Here is a 26,659-nt window from a genome sequence, read left to right as displayed (position 1 = left end):
CGTACCCGGGACCACGCGGCGCTCATAGGGTGACCCCATGTTGGTCTCCCTCGTGCTGCTGCTGCTCGGTGCACTGGCCGCCCTCGTGACCCCCAGCCTGATGGCACGGGCGCAGTGGCCGGAGCGCGAGCCGGTGGTGGCCCTGTGGGTCTGGCAGTGCGTCGTGGCAGGAGTGCTGCTGTCGTTCGGGCTCTCCATGATGTTCAGCGCGTCCGCCGCCTGGCAGGCGGTGCGCGGGCATGTGTTCGCGCCCGCGCCGCACGCGGTGGTCGAGGCGTACGCGCTGGCGGCGTACGGCCCCTGGTCGGCCGTGATCGCCGTGCTGCTGGCTCTCGGCGGGGCGTGGACGCTCGCCATGCTGGTACGGGAGATCCTCCGGGCGCGGTCGCGCCGCGCGCGGCGCCGTACCGAACTGCTGATCCGTTCGCCGCTGATGCCCGGCGAGGAGCCCGGTGGCGGCCGGCTCGTGGTGCTGGAGGGCGAGCGCCCCGACGCCTGGTGGCTGCCCGGCACCGCACCTCAACTGGTCATCACGACTGCCGCGCTCGGCCGCCTGAAGGGCCGTCAGCTGGATTCGGTGCTGGCGCACGAGCAGGGGCACGCACGGGCGCGGCACGACTGGCTGCTGCACTGTTCGGGTGCGCTGGCCGCGGGCTTTCCGCAGATTCCCGTCTTCGCCGCGTTCCGCGGGGAGATGCACCGGCTCGTCGAACTCGCTGCCGACGATGTGGCATCGCGCCGTTTCGGACGGCTCACGACCGCGCTGGCCCTGGTCGGGCTCAACGAGGACCGGGGCGTGTTCGGCCCCTGCCCGTCCACGGATGCCCAAGTCCCGCTGAGGGTGAACCGGTTGCTGGCGCCCACGGAGCGGCTCACCGCCGGCCGCAAACTGCGGCTGACCGCGGCGGCCACCCTGCTGCCCGCCGTCCCGCTGCTGGTGGCTTTCGTCCCGGGACTCAGCGCGCTGGGATAGCCGGTCGCGGCGAACGTCGGCGAGGATTCACCCCATGCGCCGCATGGACCCCCCACACTTTTCCCCGCCCGCCCGTCGCCGGGACGGCCCCCACCTCGCGCGGGCGGCCACCGTATGCGCGGCCCTCTCGGCGGTGCTGGTGGCTCTCGTCGCGGTGAGCTGGGCCCCGCTCATGTCCGTGGACCGCACGGTCGCCGACACCCTGCACCGCAGGGCCGTGACCGAACCGGTGCTGGTCCACGTCAACCGCGTGCTGACGGACTGGGTGTGGGACCCCTGGACGATGCGCGCCGTGATCGCCGTCACCGCGATCGCCCTGTGGTGGCGCGGCGCCCGCTGGCTCGCTGTCTGGGTGGCGGCCACGAGTGCGCTCTCCGCACTCGTCCAGCAAGGGCTCAAGTCCGCCGTCGGCCGGGACAGGCCCCAGTGGCCGGACCCGGTGGATTCCGCGCAGTACGCGGCCTTCCCTTCGGGTCATGTGATGACGTCGGTGGTGACCTGCGCCCTCCTGCTGTGGCTGCTGCGACTGAAGGGGGCGGCGCCCCTGTGGTGGCGTAGCGCTCTGGTGGTGGCGGCCGTCTCCGTCGTCGGAGTCGCTTTCACCCGGGTCTATCTCGGCGTCCACTGGATGACCGATGTGGTGGGCGGCACACTGCTGGGCGCCGCGACGGCCGCGTTCTCGATCCTCGGATACACCGCGTTCCGGGCGGGGAGGATCGATCCATGACGTTCACAGGCGCCCTCTTCGACTTCTCCGGAACGCTCTTCCGCATCGAGCCGGTGCGCTCCTGGCTGCGCACGGTCCTGGACGAGTGCGGTCTGCGCGTCGGACCGCGGGTGTTCGAGCGGTACGTGCGTGAGCTGACGTCCGCCGGGGCGCTGCCCGGCGGACCGGCCCCCGAATGTGTTCCCCACCACCTCGCGGCGGCCTGGGCGGACCGTGACCGGAGCGCCGAACTGCACCGGGAAGCCTATACGGGGCTCGCTCGTCAGGTCGCGCTGCCGGATCCCGGCCTCTACGACGCCCTGTACGCCCGCCATATGTCTCCCGCGGCGTGGCGCCCTTACCCCGATGCGGAACGGGTGTTGCGCGGTCTGCGCCGTGACGGGGTGGCGATCGGTGTGGTCAGCAACATCGGCTGGGATCTGCGACCGGTCTTCCACGCCCATGGGCTGGATTCCCTGGTCGACGCGTACGTGCTGTCCTTCGAGCACGGAGTCCAGAAGCCGGACGCGCGCCTGTTCCGTACCGCCTGCGCACTGCTGGACCGGGAACCGGCCCGGGTGGTGATGGTGGGTGACGACCGGCGTGCCGACGGCGGCGCGGCGGCGCTGGGATGCGCGGTGCGCTTCGTCGAGCACCTCCCGGTGGAGGAACGGCCGGACGGCCTGCACGCGCTGGGGCTGACCCGGACAGCGTGACGCGCCGGTCGGAATCAGCCATAATCCTGGCCGATGTGGAGATGTGAGGGATGTCCCCGTCGCACACTGTGTCGGATTGTCCGATCGGGGTCGTAGCCTTGTACGCATGTCCACCTCTCCCTCCTCGTCAGGTTCCGTGCGTTCCACCTCCGTCGTCAATGACGCGATTCGCGACCTGTGGCAGCGCTCGGGCGGATACCTGTCTCCGGAGGACGAGGCTGAGTACCAGCGACTGCTGGTGGAGTGGGCCGCGGCGACGGGGACGAGCGTGCGGTCCGCCGCCTGACGGACGGAAACGCTCCGCTTCCCCAGACGGCCTGTGCGATGCTGCTGGGATGATCGACCGGCCCACTGTGCTCATACACCGTCTGCCAGGCCGGGACCTGTCCCCCGCCGACGGGCTCACCGCGCTGCTGACCGCGTACCACCTGTGTACGGAGGCCGAGAAGGGCCGGGCCGTGGAGCGTGCGGAGGCGCTGCCCACGCGGTACCGCACGGAGATCCTGTCGCCGCACCACGCCTTCGCCGACGACGTCGTGGTGGTCGCCAGGAGCGAGGGCGCCTCGGTGGGCTGCCTGGTGGTGACCGCTCCGGTCGGGGGGCGCTCCGAGATCAAACGCCTGTGGGTGGACCCCGCGATGCGTGGAGCGGGCGTCGCCTCCGCGCTGGTCGGATGTGCGCTGGACCACGCGGCGGAGATCGGTGCGAGTCCGGTGGCACTCTCCGTGTGGAGCTGGCGTACGGGAGCCATCGCGCTCTACGAGCGGCTCGGCTTCACCGTGGTCGACTCCTGGGACGCCAGGGAGGGTCTCGTCTGCATGGAGCGCGCCTGAGTCCGCGGCACAGCGGACCGGCCGGACCCGTGGAGGTCCGGCCGGTCCGGGGGGGAACAGCGCGTCCCCATGCCGCTTGTCGGTCGGTGAGGCGTTCCGCCGGGCCACGCGCGGCGCGGCGGGACACCTCGGGTGCCGTATGCCGGAGCGGACGGCCTAGCGGGCGAAGTAGTCCGGCTGCGTCTGCGGGTTGAGCTCGGACATCCGCACCTTCTTCGCCGGGTCGGTCCGGCGGTCGTCGAGCCTCAGCACATCGAAGCCCTTGGCGATGTCATTGCTGTAGATGTGACCGTTGTAGTAGTACGCGGACCATGAACCGGCCGTGGTCACCCTGTCCAGGGTGACCGGACCACGCTCGAAGAAGGCGATCTCCTTGGGCGCCGAGGAGTTGGTGAAGTCCCAGACCGAGATGCCTCCCTGGTACCAGGCCTGGACCATCAGGTCGCGGCCCTTGACGGGGATGATCGAGCCGTTGTGGGCGACACAGACCTCGGCGTCGGCCTGATGGCGGTCGATCTTGAAGTAACTGCGGAAGACCAGCTTGCGGTGGTCGCCGCGGCCCACGATGTCGTAGATGCCGTCGGCGCCGCGCTTCGGGCCGATGGCCTCGTTGCAGGTCGCCGCGCCGCCGCCGCCGAGCTCGTCGGTGAAGACGACCTTGTCGGCACCCTGGTTGAACGTCGCCGAGTGCCAGAACGCGAAGTTCACGTTGTCCTGGACCCGGTCGATGATCTTCGGGTTCACCGGGTCCTCGATCGAGAACAGCAGACCGTCACCCATGCAGGCTCCGGCGGCCAGGTCCTTCGAGGGCAGCACGGTGATGTCGTGGCAGCCGGTCGTCTTGGAGACGCCCGGGTTGGCCGGCGCGCCGGGGTTCCCGCCGTCCGGGAAGAGCACCGGGAAGTTCACGATCCGGGCCTCTTCGGGGGCGCTGCGCGGGACCTTGATGACGGAGATTCCGTCATGCGGCGGCTGGCAGTCGGGGAACGCCTCGTTCGGCGAGTACGAGGAGACGTACACGTACACGCTCGAACGCTTGGGGATCAGCGTGTGGGTGTGTGAACCACACGCGGTCTCGACAGCGGCGACGTACTCCGGGTTGCGCTTGTCGCTGATGTCGAAGATCTTCATGCCCTCCCAGGAGGACTTCTCCGTGGCGGGTTGAGAGGTGCTCGCACACGAGTCGTCGCTGCGTGAGGAGTCGGTGGACAGGAAGAGCAGGTCGCCGGAGACCGTGATGTCGTTCTGCCCCCCGGGGCAGAGGACCTGCGAGACGGTCTTCGGGGACGACGGCTTGCTGATGTCGTAGATCACGAAGCCGTCGTAGTTGCCGGAGAACGCGTACTTCCCCTGGAACGCCAGGTCCGAGTTGGTGCCCTTGAGGGCGTCCTTCGGGACGTTGGTGAGGTGCTTGATGTTCGGGCTGTGGACGATCTCGTCCACGCCGGGTATCTCGCCGCTCCGGATCGCGGCCGTGGCTTCGGCCTCCTGGCCGGCGGATATGCCCTTGGGGGTGATGGGGGCGTCACCGGGATCGGGCGTCGCGACGGCGGTGCCGGCGGTCAGCAGAGTGGCGAAAAGCCCGGCTGCGGCTGCTGCCACTCCCAGACGTCTGCGCCGCACGCGGGTGGTGTGCAACGAGGTCACTATGTCCTCCCTGGTATCCGTTCACAGCTGAACGGGTTCACGGACCCCGGCAGTATCGTCCCTTCCGTGTCCACATCAACAGATGGCAACAGAGACGTAATGAGAGTTTCTGATCGCGGCCCTGTGGAAGCGTGTTAGGACGGTGTGCAACAAACCCATGTGGCCCAGGAGGTCGCCGTGTTGATCCGCCGTCAGACCAGACGCATGCGCGGAGCCGCTCTCATGACAGCGGTCGCCGCTGCCGCATTCGCCCTCGTAGCCTGCGACTCGGGCAGCGGGAACCAGGACGCCGACGCCAAGGCGCACAAGGGCCCTTCGGTGGTGGCGCCCGGAAAGCCGGGCGAGCCTGCCCGGCGTCTGTCCGCCGAGGAGGCCCGCGAGGAGGCGGGGGCGCCGGCTCCCAACTCCGCGGACTTCCGCTATGCGCGGATGATGATCGAGCACCACGCGCAGGCTCTGGTGATGACGGATCTCGCCGCCGACCGTGCGGGCTCCTCCTCCGTCAAACGGTTCGCGGATCGCATCGCATCGGGCCAGAAGCCCGAAATCGCCGCGATGGAAGGTTGGCTGAAAAACAACGGTGGGGACAAGCGCAAGCCGACCCACGACCACGGCACGATGCCCGGCATGGCGACGGATGCACAGCTGAAGGAACTGCGCGCCGTACGTGGCGAAGCCTTCGACGAGCTCTTCCTGAAGCTGATGATCACCCACCACCAGGGAGCGGTCACCATGGCGGTCGAGGCGCTGTCCGAGGGCAACGACGTGCCCGTCGAGGAGATGGCTACGGACGTCGTCGCCCAGCAGACGGTGGAGATCGACCGGATGCGCTCACTCATGCGGTGACGGGCCCGAGGTGTCTCCCCTGAGGTGACGGGATCAGGTGGCGGGGCTCGGGTGACAGCGGGGTGCGGTGGCGGGGTGCCGTGGCGGGGTGCGGTGGCGGGGCTCGCGCGACGGCCCGGTGGCCGCAGATGCCGGGCCCGCACCCCTCCCCCGATCCGCGCGGCGGTGCGATGCTGGAAGCAGCCTGCGGGAAGAGGTGCGCCGTGCTCCGTGTCGCCGTCGTCGGTTCCGGTCCCAGTGGGGTCTACACCGCCCAGGCCCTGGTGCAGCAGTCCCTGGTGCCGGACGTGCGGGTGCATGTCCTGGACCGGCTGCCGACGCCGTACGGGCTGGTGCGGTACGGCGTCGCGCCCGACCACGAGAAGATCAAGTCCCTCCAGAGCAGTCTCCGGACCGTCCTGGAGGACGAGCGGATCACCTTCGTCGGTCATGTCGAGGTGGGCGGCGACAGCGGGCTCTCACCCGACCGGCTCAAGCAGCTGTACCACGCGGTCGTCTACTGCGTGGGGGCGGCGGCGGACCGGGGCCTCTCGGTGCCGGGCGAGGAGCTGCCGGGCAGCTTCTCGGCCACCGAGTTCGTGTCCTGGTACAGCGCGCATCCGGACGCGGCCGCTGACGCCTTCCCGCTCCGGGCCCGTTCCGCCGTGGTGATCGGGGTGGGGAACGTGGCGGTCGACGTGGCCCGGATCCTCGCGCGCGGCGCGGAGGAGTTCCACTCGACGGACGTGCCGCCCGCCGCGCTGAGCGCACTCGCCGGCAGCCTGGTGCGCGACGTGCACATCGCGGGCCGGCGTGGTCCCTCGCAGGCCCGGTTCACCACCAAGGAACTGCGCGAGCTGGGCGCGCTGCCGCGGGCCCGGATGATCGTGGACGCCGCGGAGCTGGCCCGCGACCCCGCGTACGCGACCCCTGCGGGCGGGCAGGACACGCCACCGCTCCCTGCCTTGGTACGGCGCAATCTGGAGGTGCTCCGCGGCTGGGCGGCGGCCCCCGCCTCCCCCCGCGCGGACCGGCTGCGCCGCATCCGCCTCCGCTTCTTCCTGCGGCCGGTGGAGCTGCTCGAACGCGCGGGGCGGGTCGCCGGAGTGCGGTTCGCGCACACCGCACCGGACGGCGCCGGGGGCGTACGCGACACCGGTACGTACGAGGACATCGACGCCCAGCTCGTGCTGCGGGCGGTCGGGTACCGGGGGCTGCCGCTGCCCGGGCTGCCGTTCGACACGGCACGTGGAACCGTGCCCCATCTGGCGGGGCGGGTACTCAGGGACGGAGAGCCGTCGCCCGGGGAGTACGTCGCGGGGTGGATCAAGCGGGGCCCGACCGGGGTGATCGGCTCGAACCGCTCGTGCGCCAAGGAGACCGTCGCCTCGCTGACCGAGGACGCTCCCCTGCTGCTGCGCCGGTCCGTGGCGGCCGATCCGCTGGGCACCCTGCGGAGTTGGGGGCTGCGGCCGGTCGCCTGGGACGGCTGGCTGGCCATCGAGCGCGCCGAGGCCGCACTCGGGCGGTCGCTCGGCCGCGGGCAGGTGAAGATCCCGGACTGGAACGGTCTGCTGGACGCGGCCGGGGACGACGGGCGCTGAGGGCCCGGCGCCTCCTGCCTGACGGCGTCAGCCCGCGAGGCGCTCCGCCTGCCGGTCCGCGGCCGCGAGCACCGTGTCGAGCAGCCCCGGGAAGAGCGCGTCCAGGTCGTCCTTGCGCAGACCGCTCACCTTCGCGGTGCCCCGGTACGTCTGGTGGATGACCCCGCTCTCGCGCAGGACCCGGAAGTGGTGCGTGGTGGTGGACTTGGTCACCGGAAGATCGAAGGTGGAGCAGGCCAGCAGGTCCGCCGTACCGGCCAGTTGCCGCACGATGCGCAGTCGCACCGGATCGGCGAGGGCGTGCAGGACACCTTCGACCCTGATCTCCTCGCGGGCGGGGTGGGCAAGCGCGCGGGAGCCGGGGGCCGTTGCGGGTTCGGTGGTGGGGGCGCTTGCGGGGGTCACGGTGGCTCCACTTCGTCCGGGTGCTCCATTGTACGAGTGCCGTCGTAGTTCTGGGGCCGGAGAACGGCGCCGTACCGGGCGGCGGGAGACGCGCGGCGTGGCTCACTCCCGCGTCGCGACCACCATGCGGGCGCGGGGGCTGCCGTCCGGGCGGCTGCCCAGCTCGGTCAGGGGCAGCAGACGCACGGTGAATCCGGCCCCGGCCAGATCGTCGAGGACATCGGGGAGCGGGAACGTCCGGTAGTACATGACGAAGGCCGGCCGCCACAGCGCGTTGCGGACCCGCATGGCCATGTCGAAGCCCAGCAGCGACCAGTAGACCCTGGAGCCCACCGCGGGCGGCGCTCCCACCGGGAAGACGAACCGGCCGCCGGGCCGCAGCGAGGCGTACACCTGCGCGAAGAGGACGGGCCGCTCCCTCGGCAGGAAATGGCCGAACGCACCGAGGCTGAGGGCCACGTCGAAGGCCGGCGCGAAGGGGAGGGCCAGCGCGTCGGCGCGCACCCAGTGCACGGCGGGGCCGGCCGCGGACCGGTCGTCACCGGCCAGGGCGGACCGGCCGGCGGCCAGCATGCCCGCGCTGAAGTCGACACCGGTGACCCGCTCGTCGCACACCTGCCGCAGGACGCCGGCACCCGCCCCGGTGCCGCAGCACACGTCGAGTCCCGCGGCGAACGGCCCCAGGGGCCGGAGCGCCCGCGTGACGGCGTCGAGCACCCGGTCCGGGGTCCGGTAGGGCGTCAGGTCGAACTTCGGGGCGAGCAGGTCGTATCCGCGCTCGACGGACGAGAGCGCCTGAACGGCCAGTTCGCGGAGCGTGGGGCCCTCTGAAGTGAACATCGCGGATCAGCGTACCCACAGAGGACCCCGGAGCGGCGCGGGCGCCAGGTCAGACCGCCCAGCCGTACTGCTCGGGAACCGGCACCGTCGCGCTGCCCAGTTCGCGCGCGGCGTGGCGGGCGAAGTAGGGGTCGCGCAGCAGCTCCCTGCCGAGCAGCACGGCGTCCGCCCGCCGGTCGGCGACGATCTTCTCGGCCTGGACCGGGTCGGTGATCAGGCCGACCGCCGCCACGGGGAGTCCTGCCTCGGCGCGGACCCGCTCGGCGAACGGCACCTGGTAGTCGGGGCCGACGGGGATACGGGCCCCGGGTGCGAGCCCGCCGGTCGAGACGTCGAGCAGGTCGACTCCGTGCGCCCGCAGCTCGTGCGCGAGGCGGACCGTTTCGTCGGCCGTCCATCCCTCCCGCTCGTCTTCGGTGTTCTCCGTGAGCCAGTCGGTGGCGGAGATGCGGAAGAACAGCGGGAGCTCCTCGGGCCACACCGCGCGTACCGCGTCGACGACCTCCAGGGCGAACCGGGTGCGGTTCTCGAAGGAGCCGCCGTAGGCGTCGGTGCGGTGGTTGCTGTGCGGGGAGAGGAACTCGCCGATCAGGTAGCCGTGCGCACCGTGGATCTCGGCGACCTGGAAGCCCGCCTCCAGTGCCCGCCGGGCGGCATCCGCGAACTGCCCGACGATCTCGCCGATCTCGTCCACGGTCAGCTCGCGGGGAGCCGGGTGGCCGTCGTCGTACGGGGTGGGACTGGGCGCGACAGGCTGCCAGCCCTCGCTGTCCGGTGCGCCGGCCTCGACCGGGCCGCCGCCGCGCCAGGGGCGCTCGGTGGAGGCCTTACGGCCGGCGTGGGCGAGCTGGATACCGGGCACGGTCCCCTGGCCGGTCAGGAAGGCCGTGATACGGCGGAGGGCGTCGGCCTGGGTGTCGTTCCAGAGGCCCAGGTCCGCGGGGCTGATGCGCCCCTGCGGGCTGACCGCGGTGGCCTCGACCAGGATGAGGCCGGTGCCTCCGGCGGCGCGGGCCGCGTAGTGGGAGAAGTGCCAGTCGTTGGCGACGCCCGCGTTCGGCCCGAAGACTTCCGCGCTGTACTGGCACATGGGCGCCATCCAGATGCGGTTGGGAATGGTCAGCGATCGCAGGACGTAGGGCTCGAAGAGGGCGCTCACGACAGACTCCGTTTCACCTGATGTGACGGGCACGGCTGACGCGGCGGAACAGGACCGCGCCTTGTACGAGAGATACCGTACTACGACGATCGTCGAATTACGAAACCTCTCGTACAACCGCTGGGCGCTCGCGCTCCCGAGGCCGTCGCTCAGGCCTCCGTCCGCAGGCGGTACCGGAGCGTGATCCCGGCGTCGGCCGCGTACGCCTGCGTCCAGCTCCGCCCGGCGCCCGACTTCCAGGTGACGTGGGCGGTGGAGCCGTCGTTCCGGACGCTCTCGACCGTCATGATCCGGTTCCCGTCCCGCACGTCTCCCCGGCGCAGTCCGTCCGCCCTGACGGTGACGGGGTCCGCCGGCGACAGCTTCTCAGCCTCCCCGGCGGACCGCACGAGCGCGGCGGCCAGCTCCCTGGCCGCGGCCGGTGTGCAGGACCAGGAGGGCCCCTCCGGCCGTGCAGAGAACCGGATGCCCACCTGCAGCACGCCCGGTGTCACCTCGACGTGCGTGCGGCGCCCCTGCGCGTCGTCGATCCCGATAGCCATGGATGTCGCCTCCTTGTCCCGTTCACGACCTTAGCCGTGCCCCGCGGGACCCCTGACAGGGCGGACAGCCCCGGCCCCCTTGCCTGTGCCATCGCCGCTCCGACCTGCGTGAACGGCGCTCTGCGCGCCACTGTCAGTGGCCGGGTGCACACTGGCCCCTATCCGACTCAACGGAGTTTCGGGAGGTCTCTGTCATGACCGAGGTACTGCTCACCGTAGGTACCCGCAAAGGACTCTTCATCGGCCGCAGGCGCGGCGGTACGTGGGAGTTCGACGGCCCGCACTTCAACGCCCAGGCGATCTACTCGATCGGCATCGACACCCGCCGGGAGACGCCCCGGCTGCTCGTCGGCGGCGACAGCGCGCACTGGGGTCCCTCGGTGTTCCACTCCGACGACCTGGGCGCGACGTGGGTCGAGCCGAAGCAACCCGCGGTCAAGTTCCCGCAGTTCACCGAGGCGTCACTGGAAAGAGTGTGGCAGCTGCATCCGGCCGGCCCCGAGGCGCCGGACGTGGTGTACGCGGGCACCGAGCCGGCGGCACTGTTCCGGTCGGAGGACGGCGGCGAGTCCTTCGAGCTCGTCCGTCCGCTCTGGGAGCACCCCACCCGCTCGAAGTGGGTGCCCGGCGGAGGCGGCGAGGGCCTGCACACCATCCTGACCGACCCCCGGGACGCCCGGGCGGTCACGGTGGCGGTGTCCACGGCAGGTGTTTTCCGGACGAACGACGGCGGCGCGAGCTGGGCACCTTCGAACAAGGGCGTGTCGGCGGTCTTCCTGCCGGACCCCGATCCGGAGTTCGGGCAGTGCGTCCACAAGGTGACGCGCGACGCGGCCGATCCGGACCGGCTCTACCTCCAGAACCACTGGGGGGTCTTCCGGAGCGACGACTCCGGCGACTCGTGGACGGACATCGGGGCGGGGCTGCCCTCCGACTTCGGATTCGCCGCCGCCGCTCACCCGCACCGCGGCGAGACGGCCTACATCTTCCCGATCAACGCAGACGCCGACCGTGTCCCGGCCGAGCGCCGCTGCCGGGTGTTCCGTACCAGCGACGCGGGCCGTACCTGGGAGCCGCTGTCAGCGGGACTTCCCGAGGGCGCGCACTACGGCACGGTCCTGCGTGACGCGCTCTGTACGGACGACGCCGATCCCGCGGGTGTCTACTTCGGCAATCGCAACGGCGAGGTGTTCGCGAGCGCTGACGACGGTGACACCTGGGAGCAGCTCTTCTCTCATCTTCCGGACGTGCTGTGCGTGCGGGCGGCGGTGATCGGCTGACGGGCCGGTGCCTGCGGGGGCGGCGCGGCCGTGGCGGTGTCCGGGGGCGGATCGCGGCGCTCGCACAGGTCAGTTGATCGGCGTGGTCGTATCAGCAGTAGAGTGCGGCCCGTGGCAGCACGACCGTTGAAAGAAATCGTCGAGCCGGGGTGGGCGCAAGCCCTTGAGCCCGTGGCCGAACGCGTCGCCGCGATGGGCGACTTCCTTCGTACCGAGATCGCCGCGGGGCGCACCTACCTGCCCGCGGGGCCGAACGTCCTGCGGGCATTCCAGCAACCCTTCGATGAGGTACGGGTCCTGATCGTCGGCCAGGACCCGTATCCGACTCCCGGGCACGCGATCGGTCTCAGTTTCGCCGTGGCGCCCGACGTGAGTCCGCTGCCGGGCAGCCTGCAGAACATCTTCCGTGAGCTGCACGCGGACCTGGGGCTGTCCCGGCCGTCCAACGGTGACCTGACGCCGTGGACACGGCAGGGGGTGCTGCTGCTCAACAGGGCGCTGACCACCGCGCCGCGGCGGCCCGCGGCCCACCGCGGCAAGGGCTGGGAAGAGGTCACCGAACAGGCCATCCGGGCGCTGGTGGCCCGGGGCACGCCCCTGGTGTCCATCCTGTGGGGGCGCGACGCCGGTAACCTGCGCCCCCTGCTGGGCGACTATCCGGCGATCGAGTCCTCGCACCCCTCCCCCATGTCGGCGGACCGCGGCTTCTTCGGCTCGCGGCCGTTCAGCCGGACCAATGAGCTGCTGGAGCGCCAGGGGGCGCAGCCGGTCGACTGGCGGCTGCCATGACCGGTCCCCCGGACCGGTACGTCATCGGCGTGGACTCCGGTGGATCGGGGTTGCGGGTCGCCCTCGGGACGGTCGACGAGGAGCGGCCCGTGTCGACGCGAGCCTGTTGCGAACCGGTACGGACGGGTCCCGGCGGCATCGACGCGGACCATCTGCTGGCGCAGCTCGTGCCCGCCGTCCGCGAGCTGCTCGACCGGGCCGCGGAGGGACATGGGGACGGCACGGACCACTCCGGCGGCATCGCCGCTCTCGCGATCGGGGCTGCCGGAATGGCGACGCTCGGTGACCGGCTGCGTGCGGAACTGCCCGGCGCGCTCGCGGCCGGACTGGGCGTGCGACGACTCGCGCTGGCCGCCGACGCGGTGACCGCGTACGCGGGCGCACTCGGCCAGCGACCGGGCGCCGTAATCGCGGGCGGCACCGGCATGATCGCGCTCGGCACCGACCTTTCCGACTGGCGCAGGGCGGACGGCTGGGGTCATCTTCTGGGTGACTGCGGTGGCGGGGCCTGGATCGGACGGGCCGGACTCGAAGCGGCCATGCGTGCCCATGACGGACGGCGGGGCGGCTCCACCGCTCTGCTCACCCGGCTGACGGCGGTCTTCGGTCCGGCGGCGGACCTGCCTGGCCTGCTCTACCCGCGGACGGACCGGCCCGCCCTGCTCGCGTCCTTCGCCCCCGAGGTCGCGGCCTGCGCCGATGACGATCCGGTCGCCGCGGCAATCCTGCGGGAGGCCGCGGAGCACATCGCGGAGACTGCCGCGGCGGTGTGTCCCGAGGCGGGGTCCGAGGGTGCCGGGCAGCGCGAAGTGGCCCTGACCGGCGGGCTGTTCCGGATGGGCGACCCCCTGCTCGTACCGCTGCGCGAAGAGCTGGAGCGGCAGGTGCCGCAGGCAGTGGTGGTGCCCGCCGCGGGCGACCCGCTCACCGGCTCCGTCCGCATCGCCCGGGCGCTCGCGGTCTCCGGTCTCCGGCTGCCGGCCCATCCGGCCCTGCTGTACGTACCGGGCCGGAATCCGGCCACCACGCCGCTGGCGGCGCCGGAGGTCCCGTCCGGGTCCGGACGGGGGCGTGGACCGGGTGACGATTAGGGATACGAGCAGCCATTCGGGAAGCCGTTCCGGCCGACAGAACGGGGCGGTTGGTTGTTATGCGACTCAACGGACATTAGCGGGCAGATGACGCCTGACTGGGCCCTCCCCGAACAGAGGAGCACCCAAAACCAGTAGCATGCGGCGCCATGAGCACCCCCACTGGGCCCGCTTCCGGCCTGCCTGTACGAATGCCGCGACCTCGCCAGTCCGGACGGCACCGCCGCCCGGAGCCCGTGGTCGCACCCGAGGGCGCCGCCGCGCTCGTTCTCGCCCTTCCCGGTACTCCCTCTTCGGCCACGCGCAGCCTGGCCGAAGAGGTGATCAGCATCGCTCGTTCCGAGCTTCCCGGCCTGAATGCCCGGATCGGATATCTCGACGGCGACGACGACGAATACCCGACTCTGGCCGCCGTACTCGCGCACGCCGCCGCCGAGCGCGTCGCGCGCTACGAGCAGGCCATGGCCGCCGGCCGTGCGGCCGCCGCTCCCGAAGGCCCGTCCGCCATCGTGGTTCCGCTTCTGGCGGGGCCGGACAACGCCCTCATGCGGCGGATACGGCAGGCCGTGATGGACAGCGGTACCCAGGTCGAGCTGACCGACGTACTCGGCCCGCACCCGCTGCTCGCCGAGGCGCTGCACGTGCGTCTCTCGGAGGCCGGGCTGGCGCGCGCCGACCGCGCCAGGCTGTTCACCGTGGCGACCGCCGCGGACGGCATCGTGCTGGCCACGGTGGGCGGCGACGAGGCCGTGCAGGCCGCCGGGATCACCGGCATGCTGCTGGCCGCGCGGCTCGCCGTGCCGGTCATGGCCGCCGCCCTCGACGTGGAGGGTTCGGTCGCCTCGATCGCGGATCAGCTGCAGAGCTCCGGTTCGTCGCAGCTGGCGCTCGCGCCGTATCTGGTCGGCCCGGAGATCGACCCGACCCTGCTGGATGCCGCCGCGAAGGAGGCCGGCTGCGCGACGGCCGAGCCGCTCGGCGCGTACCCGGCCATCGGCAAGCTGGTGCTCTCGCTGTACGCGACGGCGCTCGGCATCACCCCCGCGACGCCGCAGGGCGCACAGGCTCACTGAGCTGCCACGCGCCACCGGCACACGCACGTCGGCCGGTGCGGACGACCCGGGATTCCGGGGTCGTACCGCATCGGCCGTTTCGGCGCGCGGCGGTGCCGCACGCCACCGGTCCGCTCCCGCGCGTCAGGCGAAGGCCACGCAGGAGGGCGCGGGAAGGTCCAGCGAGCCCGCGGGGCGGGGCATGCCCGTCTCGGCGTCCACTGCGAACCAGACGACGTTCCCCGAGCGCTCGTTGGCGGCGTACAGCCACTGCCCGGAGGGGTCGAGGGACAGGTCACGCGGCCAGTCGCCCCCGCAGCCCACCGTGGCGGCCAGAGCGGCCTTCTCGCCGGTCACGTCCAGGGTGAGGACCGAGATGCTGTCGTGCCCCCGGTTCGCGACCCACAGGAACCGCCCGTCGTGCGAGACGACCACCTCGGCCGGGTACGTACGCACCTCGTCGTCGACGATCGCGCTGTCGGGCAGGACTGAGGTGACCGCGACCGGTTCGAGGACGCCGGTGGCCGCGTCCCAGGAGCACACGGTCAGGGTCGGTTCGAGTTCACCAAGAACGTAGGCGAAGCGGCCGGCCGGATGGAAGGCCATGTGACGCGGCCCGGTACCCGGGCTCAGTTTCGTCTCGCCGTGGAGGCGCAGTTCCCCGGTGGCCGGGGCGACGGCGCAGACGCGTACGGAGTCGGTGCCGAGGTCCACACTCAGCAGCCACTGCCCCGAGGGGTCCGCGAGCACCTCATGGGCGTGGGGGGCGGCCTGGCGGGAGGCGTCGGGCCCGCTGCCTTCGTGCCGGAGAACCGATTCGGCGGCCCCGAGGGAGCCGTCGGCCCGCACGGGGAGCACGGTGACGCTGCCGGAGCCGTAGTTCGCCGTGACGACGCGCCCCGCCGCGAGCGTCAGGTGCGTGGGGCCGTCTCCGCGTACGGACTGCGGGGTACCCAGGAGAAGCGGTACGTCCTGCGAGACGTCGAAGGCGGCAGCCGCGCCCTCAGAGGTCTCACTGACCGCGTAGAGCACCGTGCCACCCGGTCCGAGCCCGCTCACCAGGTACGACGGGTCCGGGACGGTGTCGGTGGAACCGAGCACGGTCAGCGCCCCGGTCTCCCGGTCCACGGCGACGGCGGTGACACCCCGCCCGCCCGCCGAGGTGAACGACCCGATGAATGCCCGGCCCGTGCTGTTACCGCTCATCTCCACTACCCCTGTTCACCGTCTGTCCCGATCTTCGGGCCGACGGTAGCAGGCAGCGCTTTCTGGTCCAGACCAATCGTCGGGGGTGTCGCCGCCTGGTCAGGCATCACCCGTGTGACGGCGGAACATCCTGCCGTTACGAGCGCACCAGGGGAGCACGCGGGGAGCCGGCCAGCGGGGCGGCGAGTTCCGCGAGCGCCCGCTCCAGATCATGGAGGTGGGCCAGTGCGCGCTCCGCTCCGGCGGAGTGGGGCGCGCAGACCGCGGGCTCCCGGGTGCCGTTCGGCGTGGTCAGGGCTTCCACGGCGGCTTCGACGCGCCAGCAGGCCGCCGCCAGCCGGGCGTCGTGCGAAGCGGCCGGGTCCGCGGCGATGGTGATCAGGCCCCGCACTTCGCGGGCGCAGTCGTCCAGCAGCCCGATGACGTGACGGGCACGGGCCTTGCGCGCACGGAAAGGGCTCAACGGGTGCACGAGAGGAGCGAGCGACATCCTGACCCGGCCGAGCAGCGCATCGAGGTCGGCGGCCTGCGGAGCCGGATCGGCCTCGGGATCGCCGGCCAGGCGGGCAGCCGCCTCGGCGGTGGCCGCGTGCACGCACCGCAGGACCCGCTGGATCCACGCGTCGTTCGTGGCGTGTGTCGTGACCGGCAGCACGAGAAGCACGGCCAGGGCGGCACACACCGCGCCCACGCCGGTCTCGGCGAGACGCAGCACGAGCAGGCCCGTGTCGAGCACGCCCAGCAGGCCGTAGAGCAGGCCCGCCATGACCGTCACCGCCAGCATCATCCAGGAATAGGAGACCGCGGCGGTGTAGAAGATGCCGAAGACGGCGACGGCCACGAGGGCAGCCGTCGGCAGCGGCGCACCGTGCAGCGGGATACCGGCCACCAGAACGACGGCGATGCCGACCACCGTGCCGAGTACACGGCGGAATCCGCGGACGAGGGTCTCACCGCGGGAGGACGTGTTGACGAAGATCCACCAGACGGTGCCGACGGCCCAGTACCAGCGGTCCTCGGAGAGCACCTGCCCGATCGACAACGCGACCAGGCAGGCGGCAGTGGCCTGGAACGCCTGCCGGGTGGTGGGCCGGGCCAGACCCGTTCCGGGCAGGCCGGGCGGGGGTGCGACCGGCGGCGTACGCCTCTCGATGGGCCAGATCAGGAAGCGCACGGCACCGGCCGCGAGGAGAGCGAGGCCCACAGAGGCGTACAGCTCGGGCAGCTGGGCAGGGACGGCGTGCAGGAACTGCGTCACGAAGAAGCTCATGAACGCGAAGATCCCGAGGGCGTGGCCGCGGGGCCCCCAGCGGCGTGCGTAGACCCCGCAGAAGACGACTGCGAGGAACGCGGCGTCGCGGACCAGGGTCACGCCGTGCAAGGTGGTGGCAAGTGCCAGGACCGGGAATCCCGCGACGGGGAGCAGGGCGGTGGTGATCCGCTGGGCGCGGACGGTCGCATCGGCGACGGTGAAAAGGGCGAGCAGGGCCGTGAGCCCGGCGGTGATCGACGCGGCGAGCGAGAACCCGCACAGCTCGGCGGCGGCGACAGCCAGGGCGATACCGATGACGGCACGGAGCGAGTTCTTCAGCCTCAGGCGCCCCGGGTCCGGAGCCACGAACATCCTCTTCACGGTGGTGTGCCGCCCCCCTTGGCAGTGGTGCCGCCGCGCCTGCGGCCGCCCGGGGTGGGGGACGGCGGACAGACACGACGAAGGCACCGCGGACCGGATTCCGGCTTCGTTGCCGGCCGGCGCTGCGCGGCGCCTTGAGTACATGGATAGGTCAAAGGTAACCACCTTTGACCAACTGGCTCAACAGCCAAGAGAACCACTGTGCCAGTGGTCCACGATATCGGCCTTGATCACGACAAGTGGTAGGCCATCGGCTTCTCCGCCGGCGTGCGCCGGGCGAGCAGCGCCTCGACCCGCTCGTCCAGGGGAACGGCGGATCGGTCCAGGAGCGGTCGCCTTCGGCCCTGGTTCCGGTGGTGTCCGTGGCCGGGCATCCTGTGACCATGCGGAAACCGATCCCCCTGTCGCCCACGCCGCGTCTCCCTCCGCACGACCGTCTCCTCCGGGGCCAGCCGTTGTCCGCAGCCCTGGACACCGTCGATCCGGAGGCGTGGGTCGATCTCGACCGGCGCATAAGGTCGGCGACCGCACGGCGCGGCGAGGCCCGGTCCGCGCACTGGGCGGCCGCCCCGCGTTGGGACGACGAGGCCCACGACGTCACCTGGTCACGGTTCCCGCCCTCCGAGCCGGAGAACGCGATCGTCCTCTGCCACCACCGGTGGCAGGCGCGTGAAGCCGCTCTGGCCTTCACCGTCGGGCGGCCGGGACTTCTGCCCCTGCTCCTCCTGCGCTGCGCCGACGGTCATCCGCAGGTGCGGGGGCGGGCGCGCCGCCTGACGGAGAGGGCCCTGGAGGCAGCCGGGGCGCCGGCGTCGCAGCTGGTAGCCCTGGCCCTGCGTCTGAGCCTGCGCCCGCACGGCGACTGGGCGCTGGACCGCGTCGTGGCCGCCGCGGGGCCCTTGCCCAGGGGACTGTCGGCTCCCTTCCACGTCAGTCCGCTGCCGCGCGTGCGCATGCTCGGGGCACAGCTCTCACTGGAGCACGAACTGCTCACGGCCGCCGAGCTGACAGAGCTCACCCTCACCGCCTCGGACCGGGCTGTCCGGCACCTGTGCACCGCCGCACTGCTGGCCCGGGTCACCGCCGCCGTCCCGGACCGCCGACTCCTGGATCCTCTGCTCCGCGCCTCGTCCGCGGTGACCCGGTCCTCCGCGGTGACGGCACTGCACCGGGCCGGCCGGGGCCGGGAAGCCGCGGCCCATCTGGCCGACCCGTCGGCCCGGGTGCGCGCCGCCGCCCGTCTGGTCCTGAGGCTGGAGGGCGACGACCCTCCGTCGCACTACCGCAGCCTGTGCGCCGGCCCCGGCGCTCCCGGTCTGCCGCCCGGGGCCCTGTTCGGGCTGGCCGAGTCCGGGGCGCCGGACGCGACAGCGCTCCTGCGCCCGCTGGCCGGGCATCCGGAGGGCCGGGTGCGCGCCGCAGCCCTCGCCGCCCTGCTCATGACGGACCCGCCGTCCCCCGACGAGCTGATGGCCGCCATGAAGGACCCGCACCCTCCTGTCGTCCGTACCGCCCGCAAGGCCCTCGTGCCCTACGTCCTGCTCGTCCCCGAGGCCTGGCTGGTCTCCCTGATGGCCCCGGGACGCCCCCGCCACGTGCGGCGGGCCGGTCTCCGGCTGCTCTGCGCCCACAGCCTCGCTCTGCGCAAGCGGGTCCTGGCCGCACTGGAGCTGGACGAGGACCCCGAGGTCGCCTACGAGGCACAGCGCGCCCGCTACGAACCGCTGCCGCCCGCCGGTTCCGACACCTGACCTTCCGCGCGCCGCACTGTGCCATTGGTACAGTCGCCCTACGTTTCACCGCGCCGGGAAGGGGCCGACGCACCATGGCCGTGGATTCTCTCGACACCCGCATCCTGCGCCTCCTGATCGAGCAGCCGCGCACCAGTGCGCGGGAGTACGCCCGCCTTCTGGGAATCGCCCGCGGCACCCTCCAGGCCCGGCTGGACCGGCTGGAGCGCGAGGGCGTGATCACCGGTTCGGGTCCCGTGCTCTCCCCCGCCGCACTCGGCCACCCGGTGCTCGCCTTCGTCCACCTGGAGGTCACCCAGGGGCACCTGGACGAGGTGGGCGAGGCGCTCTGCGCCGTCCCTGAGATCATCGAGGCGTTCTCGACGACCGGCGGCGGGGATCTCCTGACCCGGGTCGTCGCCCGTGACAACGGGCATCTGGAGGATGTGATCCAGCGGCTGATCCAGCTCCCGGGTGTGGTCAGGACCCGGACGGAGGTGGCGCTCCGCGAGCGGGTGCCGCACCGGCTGCTGCCGCTGGTCGAATCGGTGGGACGGGCGGCCGGCGGCGCGGAGTAGTCACCCGCCCGCCATGCTGGGATGCATGAACTCACCGCGTACCGATGCCCCGTTCCCCCGCGTCGTCTTCGATCTCGACGGCACGCTCGTGGACAGTGAGCCGAACTACTACGAGGCGGGCCGCCGCCTTCTCGCCCGGTACGGCGTGACGGACTTCAGCTGGGAACAGCACACCCGTTTCATCGGGATCGGTACCCGCGAAACGCTGACCGTGCTGCGCACCGAGTACGGGATCGAGACACCGGTCGACGCACTGCTGGCCGGAGAGAACGCCCTCTATCTCGAACTGGCCGGCTCCTCCACCGAGGTCTTCCCGGAGATGCGGAAGCTCGTGGAACGCCTGCACAGCGCTTGCGTCCCGATGGCGGTGGCCTCGGGCTCGTCCCGGGCGGCGATCGGGGCGGTGCTCGCCGTCACCGGCCTCGACGCGCACATCCCCCTGTACGTGTCGGCGGAGGAGGTGCCGCGCGGCAAGCCGGAGCCCGATGTGTTCCTGGAGGCCGCGCGGCGACTGGGCGCGGAACCGGCCGACTGCGTGGTGCTGGAGGACGCTCCGCCCGGCGCGGCTGCGGCGCGCGCGGCGGGTATGCGCTGTGTCGCGATCCCGTATGTGGCGGAGACGGCGGACGATCCGGCGTTCCTGGCGGCGGATCTCCTCTTCCCGGGCGGGCAAAGCGAGTTCACGGCCGAGGCCGTGTACGAGTGGCTCCGTCTGGCCGGTGGCCCGGGGACCACCGGGACGATTGGCTGATTGCCGCCCCCACCAGCCCGTCGGCCGACGGGCAGCGGGTCACCGGTGCCGACTTCGGCCCCGCAGGCCGATATCCTGACGCGGCCGCACACCCTCTCCGCGGCTGTCGAAGCGGGCCACAGTTCGAGATTGGTGTACAGGTGCTGGTAGCTGGTCGGTACCGGTTGATATCCCCTATCGGCCGCGGCGGCATGGGCGAGGTGTGGCGCGCGACGGACGAAGTCCTCGGCCGGGCCGTCGCCGTGAAGCTGTTGCTGGGTGACCGTGACGACGCGTCATCGGCCGCCCGCTTCCGGCTGGAGGCGCAGACGGCCGCACGGCTGAGCCACCCTCATCTGGTGGCCGTGTTCGACTTCGGGGCCTGGGAGGACCGGTTCTATCTCGTGATGGAACTGGTGGAGGGCAGAAGTCTCAGCGATCTTCTCGCGGCGCAGGACACGGTCCATCCGGAGCAGGTGGCCCGGATAGCGGGCGAGGCCGCCGCGGGTCTGGCCGCCGCCCACCGGCAGGGCGTCGTGCACCGCGACATCAAGCCCGGAAACCTGATGCTGGACGCCGAAGGGTCGGTCAAGATAGGCGACTTCGGGATCGCCCAGTTCGTGGACGATCCGGCCACCGCACTGACCACCGCCGGGCAGATCGTCGGCACCAGTCTCTATCTGGCGCCGGAGCGCGCGCTCGGCCGCACGGCCGACTCGGCGTCGGACATGTACTCCCTGGGCTGCGTGATCTACCAACTCCTCTTCGGGCAGCCGCCGTTCCGTTCCGACACGGCGACCGCGACGCTCTATCAGCATGTGGACACGCCTCCCGTACCGCTGCGGCAGCGGGGCGTCGACATCTCCCCGGCGTTCGACGCGTATCTGCTGAGCCTGCTCGCCAAGAAGCCCGAGGACCGGCCCGGTGCCCAGCAGGTGTCCGACTGGTTCCGTACCGACGCCTGGCGTGGGCGCACCGAGCCCCTGCCGCCGCATGTCGCCCCCGCCGGTCGGGCCCACGCACCGGCGCCTCCGCCGTCCCGTGGCCCTCTCGCCTCGCCGGTGTCCGCGGGTGCGCACCGGTCAGGGCCGGACACGGCGGGCGGGGCTGCGGGCCCCACGACGTACCGGCTGCCGCAGACCACCGGCCGAAGACGGGCTCCCGCGCCGGCCAGGCGCAGCGCCCGTGAGGCGATCAGGCGCCGGCCGCGCGTGGCCAGCGCCATCGCGGGAACGGCGGCCTTCATCGCCGCCGTGTATCTGGGCATGATCCTGTTCGCACCGGAGCCCAGCTCCGCCGACACGCCGCAGCCCACGGACTCCACCGGGACCACCGCACCGGTGACACCGCCGGCAACGGCCGAGCACGGGCAGGCACCGGACGCTCCCCCGTCCGACGCGTCGTCCCAGGACGGAGCCCAGGAACTGGGTGACGGCAAGGGGGACAAGGAGAAGGACGGGGACAAGGAGAACGACGAACACGGGGACGACTGAGGCGCGCTCCCCCTGTTGATGCGGTACGCCAGTTGATGCGGTCCGCCTGTTGATGCGGTCCGCCGCCCCCGGCCGCACAGTGGAAGAACAGGGGACGAAGGAGCTGCGGGCGGAGGATCTGGTGTGAACACCGACGATGTACGCCCGACCGGTGACGCACCCCGGTTCGTCGTACAGATCCACGACGCGCGCCGTATGCATTTCGACTTCCGGCTGGAAGTCGACGGCGTACTGAAGTCCTGGGCGGTGCCTCGTGGCCCCTCGGACAATCCGCGGGACAAGCGACTGGCCGTACCGACGCAGGACCACCCCCTGGAATACCGCGAGTTCGAAGGCGTCATTCCGCAGGGCGAGCAAGGAGGCGGCACCGTCATCGTCTGGGACCAGGGGACCTACCGGCCGCTCAGTCACGACGAACAGGGCACACCCGTATCGTTCGGGGAGGCCCTGGAGCGCGGGCATGCCACCTTCTGGCTCGAGGGTGCCAGACTGCACGGCGAATTCGCCCTCACCCGGTTGCGGGCGGGCGACGACGAGCCGGAGCCGAGCCCGGTGGCATGGCTGCTGATCAAGGCGAACGACAACGAGGCCGTCCACGACGGACCCGGCACGCCCGACCCGTATAACGCCCGGTCGGCCCGTACCGGGCGGACGCTGCACCAGGTCGAGGCCGCGGAACGCACCCACCAGGACTGACGTGCCGGGCCTGCGGTGCGGGCTCACCGAACCACCCTGAATGCGGCGGTGCCGGCACGGCGTACGAGTGGCCCGCGACCGTGCCTTCGGGCAGCATGGGCCGCGAGGACCGGCCGTGTTTCCCTCATGCCGTGCGGGCACAGGCCGGGCCCCGCACACACGCTCGTGGAGGAGCTCCGACGGCGGCGGCGTCGCACCGCGCGACAGGCAGCCACTCGCCGACCGGCGTCCGCGCGTGGCACTCGGCCGCACCCCGGACGCCCGCGAGGGCCGGGAAGAAGTGGCACCGGTCCGCACTGGAGGTGTACGCACCGTGATCGGCTCGCAGTCGCAGGAGACTCCGCGGCGGAGATCTCCGCTGGAGAAGTCCACGACGGACGCCTCAGGTCTGGGGGCACCGTGCTGGGCCAGTCTCGCCACCCGCAGTCTCACCTCGTCCCAGGAGTTCTACGGGGCGGTACTGGGGTGGACCTTCCGCGCTACGGACTTGGGCGACGAGTTCAGTGTGGCGCTCTACGACGGCGTACCGACGGCCGGTCTGGCGGAGCTGACGAACGTCGTGCACATCGCGAACGACTGGACTCCGTACTTCGCCGTCCCGGACGCCGATGCGGCCGCCGCGCGGATCAGGGAGCGCATGGGCACACTCGCGGTCGGACCCATCGACTTCCCGATCGGCCGGGCAGCGGTCGCCGCCGACCGCGCCGGGGCGCGCTTCGGAGTCTGGCAGGGACGCCTGGTGGCCGACTGGCAGGCCTGGCGGGCGCACCGCCCCTGGTGGCTGGACCTGACGACCCCCAATCCGTTCGAGGCCGCGCTCTTCTACGGCGAGATCCTCGACTGGGCCTCGGAGCTCCCCGGATCCTGCGAAGTCGGTTACGAGCACGACGACGTCGTGCTGCGCGACGACGGCCGGGTCGCCGCGCTCATCACCGCGGGCGCCGAAGGCAGCGAGATCCTCCCCGGGTGCGGACCGCGCTGGAACGTGCACTTCCCCGTACGCGATGTGGGGGCGGCGCTGAAGACCGCCGTCCGGCTCGGCGGCCGCGTCCTCGAACGCCGGATTTCGGCTCAGGAGGACGGAGCCACGCTCCGCGATCCGTACGGCGCCGTGTTCTGTGTCGCGTCGGCCACCGGTCCCCCGCCCGCGCAGGGCGGCTACGGACAGCCGACGTGAGCGGACGCGATTACCGAACGTGACATCAGCGGGTGCAGTCCTGGCAGGAGGCTGGTTCGCTGGCACTGTCCGCTCAGCACGAACCCAGGAGTGATCATGAGTGCCATATCCGGACCATCGGGTCGTGACCAGCACATGCGTCAGAAGGCGAGCGAGTTGAGTCAGGCAGCCGAGCGCACGAGCGATCCCGAGCACCGCCTGCGCCTTCGGCAGAAGGCCGAGCGGCTCCTGGCGCAGAGTGAACGGGACGGCAAGGACACGGACGGCACGGCCGACGGGCGATAACGGCGTCGGCGGCTGCCGGGCCCGGACGGGTGCACGCTTCCCGCCCGGGCCCGGGGCGGTCGGTACGGCTGTGTCCGGTACGGCTGTGTCGGTACGGCTGCGTCTCGATCGGTGCGGCTGTGTCACGGTGCGGGGGCTCCCGGGCTGCTCTCCGGAACCGGTTTCCGGTCTTCTGCGTGATGATGGACAGGAGAGTCATCGCCGCAAAGGACATGAGCCGGTGCCCCGGTGGGAGCCCGCTCGAAAGGGGCGGGCGCCATGCACACCTCCGCTACGACGAAGCCGGCCGTCACCTCGATCGCCGCTCTCGTGCTCCTCATCGCCACCCTGTCCGGCTGTCAGGCCGGAGGGGAAACAGCACCCCCTCCGGACAGGGCGGGCACGTCGGCCGGGCAGGCCGACATCCTCGCAGTGAAGATCGACAACGTCGCCCCCGCACGGCCGCCGACCGGGCTGGAGAAGGCCGACCTCGTCTATGTCGAGCGGGTGGAGGCAGGACTGAGCCGGATACTCGCCGTCTACTCCTCCGACGTCCCGCCCGTGATCGGCCCCGTACGGAGCGCCCGGGAAACGGATCTGGAACTGCTCCGGCAGTTCGACCGGCCCACGCTCGCCTACTCCGGCGCCCAGTCGGCGCTGCGGCCGTCGATCGAGGCGGCTCCGCTCGATGCCCTGCCCCCTTCCAAGGCGCCGAACGCCTACTTCAGGAGCAAGGACCGGCCGGCACCGCACAACCTGTACCTTCGCCCGGAGAACATCCCGCACGAGTCGACGCAGGTCAACGCGGCGGAGGACCTCGGCCTGCGCTTCGCGCCCGCGCCCGGGGGCGGCACACCCGTCAGCGAACGTACGGTGAGCTACCCGTCGGCGCGGTTCACGTTCACCTGGTCGCCGGAGCAGAAGAAGTGGCTGGTCACCATGGACGGCCAGGCATCCCGTACGGCCTCCGGGGACCGGCTGTCAGCGGCCACCGTGCTGCTGCAGGACGTCACCCTGGGCCCGTCCCGTTTCCGGGACAAGTGGGGGAACACCTCGCCCTTCACCGAGACCGTGGGATCCGGATCGGCACTCGCGCTGCGCGACGGCAAGGCCTACGACGTCACGTGGGAGCGCGACAGCGCCGCGTCGGCGACGGAGTTCACCACCGAGGACGGCCGGCCGATGACGTTCGCGCGCGGCCAGGTCTGGATCGTGCTGGTTCCGACTGGCACGGCCGGCTGACACGGTCGGCTGACACGGCTGGCTGATACCCCCGACGGACACGGCCGGCGCACGAACGTCACGCACGTGAAAGGCAGTTCAGCGCCACGGGTCGTGTTCGACCTTGTCCACCGTCTCCAGGACGACTTCGCCGGTGCTGAGATCGGCCCCGGACGCCGGACGGACGCGGGCGCCGGGCCACACCAGTTGGGGCGGGGTTCCGATGATGCGGCAGCGGAACATGAAGCCCTCGGGGAACCGCACCAGGGACTCGTTGCGTGCGTACTCGGTATAGCGGTGCACCACCGTCGTCCGGACCACGACACCGTGGCCCTCGCTCGACTCGGTCCGCATGTCGCTCGACTGGCAGACGGGGCACAGGAGTCGGCGGAAGGACGCCGTGCCGCACCAGCGGCATCGCTGGTAGGTGAGTCCGGTTGCTTCACGTGCCGCCGTAGCGGTGCCGCTTCCTGACTGGGACACGTCTCGACCCCCTGCGTTCGACTGTGGCGCCGCACCATCGCGCGACGCTCCAGCACCATATGGCACTGAGTGCCGAGACGTAAAGGTACTCAGTGCCTCTATCTGCTCAGCCCGCCGCCATGGCCGCCTCGATGCTCTGCACCACGCGCCACATCGGGGCCCTTCTGGAGGCCACCATGACGATCACGTCGTCGTCCGACTCCGCGGCCGGTCCGTCCCCTCGACCACCGGGAGCGCCCTGTGCGGCCCTCTTCGGCACCGTGACGCGGACCCCGTCCGCGGCGGGCACTCCGGCCGCGCTCCCCCATACGTCGCGGACCAGACCGAGCGCGTGGTCCACGGCGGCCTCGGCGTCACCCACTCCGCCCGAACGCAGCCACGACCGCAGGGCGTTGTTGTGCGCCGCCACCACCGCCGCCGCCACCACGTCGGCCCGCAGACCGCCGTCGGGAGACTCCGCCCAGCGCCGGCGCAGATAGCCGGCGAGCGTTCCCTCGTACCGGCGCACCACCGACAGTTCGTAGGTGCGCAGACCCGGCACCTCTTGCGTCAGGCCATAGCGCTGCACGGAGAACTCGGGATTCGCCGCGTACATCCGCATCACGAGCCTGGCCGCGTCACACACGGCACCGACCGGGTCGGGGCCGTCACGGCCGTCCAGCAACGCCGTCATGTCGGCCAGACAGCTCTCGTGGTCGGGGAAGACTGCGTCCTCCTTCGACGGGAAGTACCGGAAGAAGGAACGGCGCCCCACACCCGCCCGCGCCACGATGTCGTCCACCGTGGTCTGCTCGTAGCCGCGCTCCAGGAAGAGCTGGAAGGCCGCTTCGGCGAGCGCCTCCCGCATCGGCACCTTCGCGGGGGACCTGCCGGATGCCGGGGCGGGCGCCGCCCTGCGTCCTCTGCGCGCTTCAGTCATGCCGGGAACGTAACACCGGAATGCGCCGATTGGCACTACGTACCTTGCAAGAGGGTACTGAGTGCCA

At 71.7% G+C, this 26,659-nt stretch carries 29 protein-coding genes; 19 read left to right on the top strand and 10 right to left on the bottom strand.

Features of this window, described 5'->3' with window-relative positions; all coding sequences use genetic code 11:
* Positions 1 to 37: 37 nt before the first annotated feature.
* From F0344_RS32470 to F0344_RS32450, 5 genes are all read left to right on the top strand, one after another.
* On the top strand, positions 38 to 973 hold the full coding sequence (locus F0344_RS32470; protein ID WP_185302167.1) for a M56 family metallopeptidase: 936 nt from the start codon (positions 38 to 40) through the stop codon (positions 971 to 973).
* Between the two features lie 43 nt (positions 974 to 1,016).
* A complete protein-coding gene (locus tag F0344_RS32465; RefSeq protein ID WP_185302166.1) occupies positions 1,017 to 1,700 on the top strand; it encodes a phosphatase PAP2 family protein in 684 nt (227 codons plus the stop codon).
* Positions 1,697 to 2,395: an HAD family hydrolase gene (locus tag F0344_RS32460; RefSeq protein ID WP_185302165.1), complete on the top strand. Its 699-nt coding sequence runs from the start codon at positions 1,697 to 1,699 to the stop codon at positions 2,393 to 2,395. Before F0344_RS32465 ends, F0344_RS32460 begins: the two co-directional genes overlap by 4 nt.
* A gap of 106 nt (positions 2,396 to 2,501) precedes the next feature.
* Complete coding sequence (locus F0344_RS32455) at positions 2,502 to 2,681, top strand: hypothetical protein (RefSeq protein WP_185302164.1); 180 nt, start codon at positions 2,502 to 2,504, stop codon at positions 2,679 to 2,681.
* Between the two features lie 49 nt (positions 2,682 to 2,730).
* Positions 2,731 to 3,228: a GNAT family N-acetyltransferase gene (locus tag F0344_RS32450; RefSeq protein WP_185302163.1), complete on the top strand. Its 498-nt coding sequence runs from the start codon at positions 2,731 to 2,733 to the stop codon at positions 3,226 to 3,228.
* Positions 3,229 to 3,384: 156 nt separating this feature from the next.
* Here the strand turns inward: F0344_RS32450 and F0344_RS32445 are convergent, their stop codons facing one another.
* Positions 3,385 to 4,875: an LVIVD repeat-containing protein gene (locus tag F0344_RS32445; protein ID WP_185302162.1), complete on the bottom strand. Its 1,491-nt coding sequence runs from the start codon at positions 4,873 to 4,875 to the stop codon at positions 3,385 to 3,387.
* 159 nt (positions 4,876 to 5,034) lie between these two features.
* On the opposite strand from F0344_RS32445, the gene F0344_RS32440 reads away from it, so the two are divergent.
* Together F0344_RS32440 and F0344_RS32435 are read left to right on the top strand one after the other, a co-directional pair.
* Positions 5,035 to 5,721: a DUF305 domain-containing protein gene (locus tag F0344_RS32440; protein WP_258050318.1), complete on the top strand. Its 687-nt coding sequence runs from the start codon at positions 5,035 to 5,037 to the stop codon at positions 5,719 to 5,721.
* A 203-nt stretch (positions 5,722 to 5,924) separates the two neighbouring features.
* Positions 5,925 to 7,304 (top strand): FAD-dependent oxidoreductase, encoded by a 1,380-nt coding sequence (locus F0344_RS32435; protein ID WP_185302161.1) that lies wholly within the window; start codon positions 5,925 to 5,927, stop codon positions 7,302 to 7,304.
* 27 nt (positions 7,305 to 7,331) lie between these two features.
* On the opposite strand, the gene F0344_RS32430 is transcribed toward F0344_RS32435, so the two are convergent.
* From F0344_RS32430 to F0344_RS32415, 4 genes are all read right to left on the bottom strand, one after another.
* Positions 7,332 to 7,709 carry an ArsR/SmtB family transcription factor gene (locus F0344_RS32430; RefSeq protein ID WP_185302160.1) on the bottom strand — a complete coding sequence of 126 codons (378 nt, stop codon included), beginning with the start codon at positions 7,707 to 7,709 and terminating at the stop codon, positions 7,332 to 7,334.
* A 102-nt stretch (positions 7,710 to 7,811) separates the two neighbouring features.
* Complete coding sequence (locus F0344_RS32425; RefSeq protein ID WP_185302159.1) at positions 7,812 to 8,549, bottom strand: class I SAM-dependent methyltransferase; 738 nt, start codon at positions 8,547 to 8,549, stop codon at positions 7,812 to 7,814.
* A 49-nt stretch (positions 8,550 to 8,598) separates the two neighbouring features.
* Positions 8,599 to 9,708, bottom strand: a complete 1,110-nt coding sequence (locus F0344_RS32420) for an NADH:flavin oxidoreductase/NADH oxidase (protein ID WP_185302158.1) — start codon at positions 9,706 to 9,708, stop codon at positions 8,599 to 8,601.
* A gap of 149 nt (positions 9,709 to 9,857) precedes the next feature.
* The gene (locus F0344_RS32415; protein ID WP_185302157.1) at positions 9,858 to 10,250 is read right to left on the bottom strand and encodes a hypothetical protein; all 393 of its coding nucleotides are present in this window, start codon (positions 10,248 to 10,250) and stop codon (positions 9,858 to 9,860) included.
* Positions 10,251 to 10,444: 194 nt separating this feature from the next.
* On the opposite strand from F0344_RS32415, the gene F0344_RS32410 reads away from it, so the two are divergent.
* The 4 genes from F0344_RS32410 (at position 10,445) to F0344_RS32395 (ending at position 14,483) form a co-directional block, all read left to right on the top strand.
* A complete protein-coding gene (locus tag F0344_RS32410; protein ID WP_185302156.1) occupies positions 10,445 to 11,530 on the top strand; it encodes a WD40/YVTN/BNR-like repeat-containing protein in 1,086 nt (361 codons plus the stop codon).
* 111 nt (positions 11,531 to 11,641) lie between these two features.
* Complete coding sequence (locus F0344_RS32405; RefSeq protein ID WP_185302155.1) at positions 11,642 to 12,319, top strand: uracil-DNA glycosylase; 678 nt, start codon at positions 11,642 to 11,644, stop codon at positions 12,317 to 12,319.
* Positions 12,316 to 13,410: an N-acetylglucosamine kinase gene (locus tag F0344_RS32400; protein ID WP_185302154.1), complete on the top strand. Its 1,095-nt coding sequence runs from the start codon at positions 12,316 to 12,318 to the stop codon at positions 13,408 to 13,410. The genes F0344_RS32405 and F0344_RS32400 overlap by 4 nt, the downstream gene beginning before the upstream one ends.
* 149 nt (positions 13,411 to 13,559) lie before the next feature.
* The gene (locus F0344_RS32395) at positions 13,560 to 14,483 is read left to right on the top strand and encodes a sirohydrochlorin chelatase (RefSeq protein WP_185302153.1); all 924 of its coding nucleotides are present in this window, start codon (positions 13,560 to 13,562) and stop codon (positions 14,481 to 14,483) included.
* Between the two features lie 123 nt (positions 14,484 to 14,606).
* Here the strand turns inward: F0344_RS32395 and F0344_RS32390 are convergent, their stop codons facing one another.
* From F0344_RS32390 to F0344_RS32380, 3 genes are all read right to left on the bottom strand, one after another.
* A complete protein-coding gene (locus tag F0344_RS32390; RefSeq protein WP_185302152.1) occupies positions 14,607 to 15,668 on the bottom strand; it encodes a lactonase family protein in 1,062 nt (353 codons plus the stop codon).
* A 136-nt stretch (positions 15,669 to 15,804) separates the two neighbouring features.
* The gene (locus tag F0344_RS32385; protein ID WP_185302151.1) at positions 15,805 to 17,292 is read right to left on the bottom strand and encodes an FUSC family protein; all 1,488 of its coding nucleotides are present in this window, start codon (positions 17,290 to 17,292) and stop codon (positions 15,805 to 15,807) included.
* Positions 17,293 to 17,531: 239 nt separating this feature from the next.
* Positions 17,532 to 17,675 (bottom strand): hypothetical protein, encoded by a 144-nt coding sequence (locus F0344_RS32380; RefSeq protein WP_185302150.1) that lies wholly within the window; start codon positions 17,673 to 17,675, stop codon positions 17,532 to 17,534.
* A 9-nt stretch (positions 17,676 to 17,684) separates the two neighbouring features.
* Between F0344_RS32380 and F0344_RS32375 the strand changes: the two genes are divergently transcribed.
* The 8 genes from F0344_RS32375 to F0344_RS32340 all read left to right on the top strand — a co-directional run bounded on the left by F0344_RS32375 (position 17,685) and on the right by F0344_RS32340 (position 25,211).
* Complete coding sequence (locus F0344_RS32375; RefSeq protein ID WP_185302149.1) at positions 17,685 to 19,052, top strand: HEAT repeat domain-containing protein; 1,368 nt, start codon at positions 17,685 to 17,687, stop codon at positions 19,050 to 19,052.
* A 74-nt stretch (positions 19,053 to 19,126) separates the two neighbouring features.
* Complete coding sequence (locus tag F0344_RS32370) at positions 19,127 to 19,609, top strand: Lrp/AsnC family transcriptional regulator (protein WP_185302148.1); 483 nt, start codon at positions 19,127 to 19,129, stop codon at positions 19,607 to 19,609.
* Between the two features lie 25 nt (positions 19,610 to 19,634).
* Positions 19,635 to 20,360 carry an HAD family hydrolase gene (locus F0344_RS32365; protein WP_185302147.1) on the top strand — a complete coding sequence of 242 codons (726 nt, stop codon included), beginning with the start codon at positions 19,635 to 19,637 and terminating at the stop codon, positions 20,358 to 20,360.
* A 191-nt stretch (positions 20,361 to 20,551) separates the two neighbouring features.
* Positions 20,552 to 21,832: a serine/threonine-protein kinase gene (locus F0344_RS32360; protein ID WP_258050191.1), complete on the top strand. Its 1,281-nt coding sequence runs from the start codon at positions 20,552 to 20,554 to the stop codon at positions 21,830 to 21,832.
* 123 nt (positions 21,833 to 21,955) lie between these two features.
* Positions 21,956 to 22,528: a DNA polymerase ligase N-terminal domain-containing protein gene (locus tag F0344_RS32355; RefSeq protein ID WP_185302145.1), complete on the top strand. Its 573-nt coding sequence runs from the start codon at positions 21,956 to 21,958 to the stop codon at positions 22,526 to 22,528.
* A 235-nt stretch (positions 22,529 to 22,763) separates the two neighbouring features.
* Positions 22,764 to 23,705, top strand: coding sequence for a VOC family protein (locus F0344_RS32350; RefSeq protein ID WP_258050190.1), 942 nt, complete (start codon positions 22,764 to 22,766; stop codon positions 23,703 to 23,705).
* Between the two features lie 96 nt (positions 23,706 to 23,801).
* Entirely contained in the window at positions 23,802 to 23,990 is a 189-nt protein-coding gene (locus F0344_RS32345; RefSeq protein ID WP_185302143.1) for a DUF6381 family protein, read from the top strand.
* Between the two features lie 258 nt (positions 23,991 to 24,248).
* Positions 24,249 to 25,211: a DUF3048 domain-containing protein gene (locus F0344_RS32340; RefSeq protein ID WP_185302142.1), complete on the top strand. Its 963-nt coding sequence runs from the start codon at positions 24,249 to 24,251 to the stop codon at positions 25,209 to 25,211.
* A 78-nt stretch (positions 25,212 to 25,289) separates the two neighbouring features.
* On the opposite strand, the gene F0344_RS32335 is transcribed toward F0344_RS32340, so the two are convergent.
* Positions 25,290 to 25,673 (bottom strand): zinc ribbon domain-containing protein, encoded by a 384-nt coding sequence (locus tag F0344_RS32335; RefSeq protein ID WP_185302141.1) that lies wholly within the window; start codon positions 25,671 to 25,673, stop codon positions 25,290 to 25,292.
* A gap of 106 nt (positions 25,674 to 25,779) precedes the next feature.
* Entirely contained in the window at positions 25,780 to 26,520 is a 741-nt protein-coding gene (locus F0344_RS32330) for a TetR family transcriptional regulator (RefSeq protein ID WP_185302991.1), read from the bottom strand.
* Between the last annotated feature and the right edge of the window lie 139 nt (positions 26,521 to 26,659).

The sequence above is a fragment of the Streptomyces finlayi genome, assembly GCF_014216315.1.
In the GTDB taxonomy this organism is placed as follows: Bacteria; Actinomycetota; Actinomycetes; order Streptomycetales; family Streptomycetaceae; genus Streptomyces; species Streptomyces finlayi_A.
The sequence above is the reverse complement of the archived record's forward strand: the minus strand, read 5'-3'. Positions and strand labels throughout refer to the sequence as shown.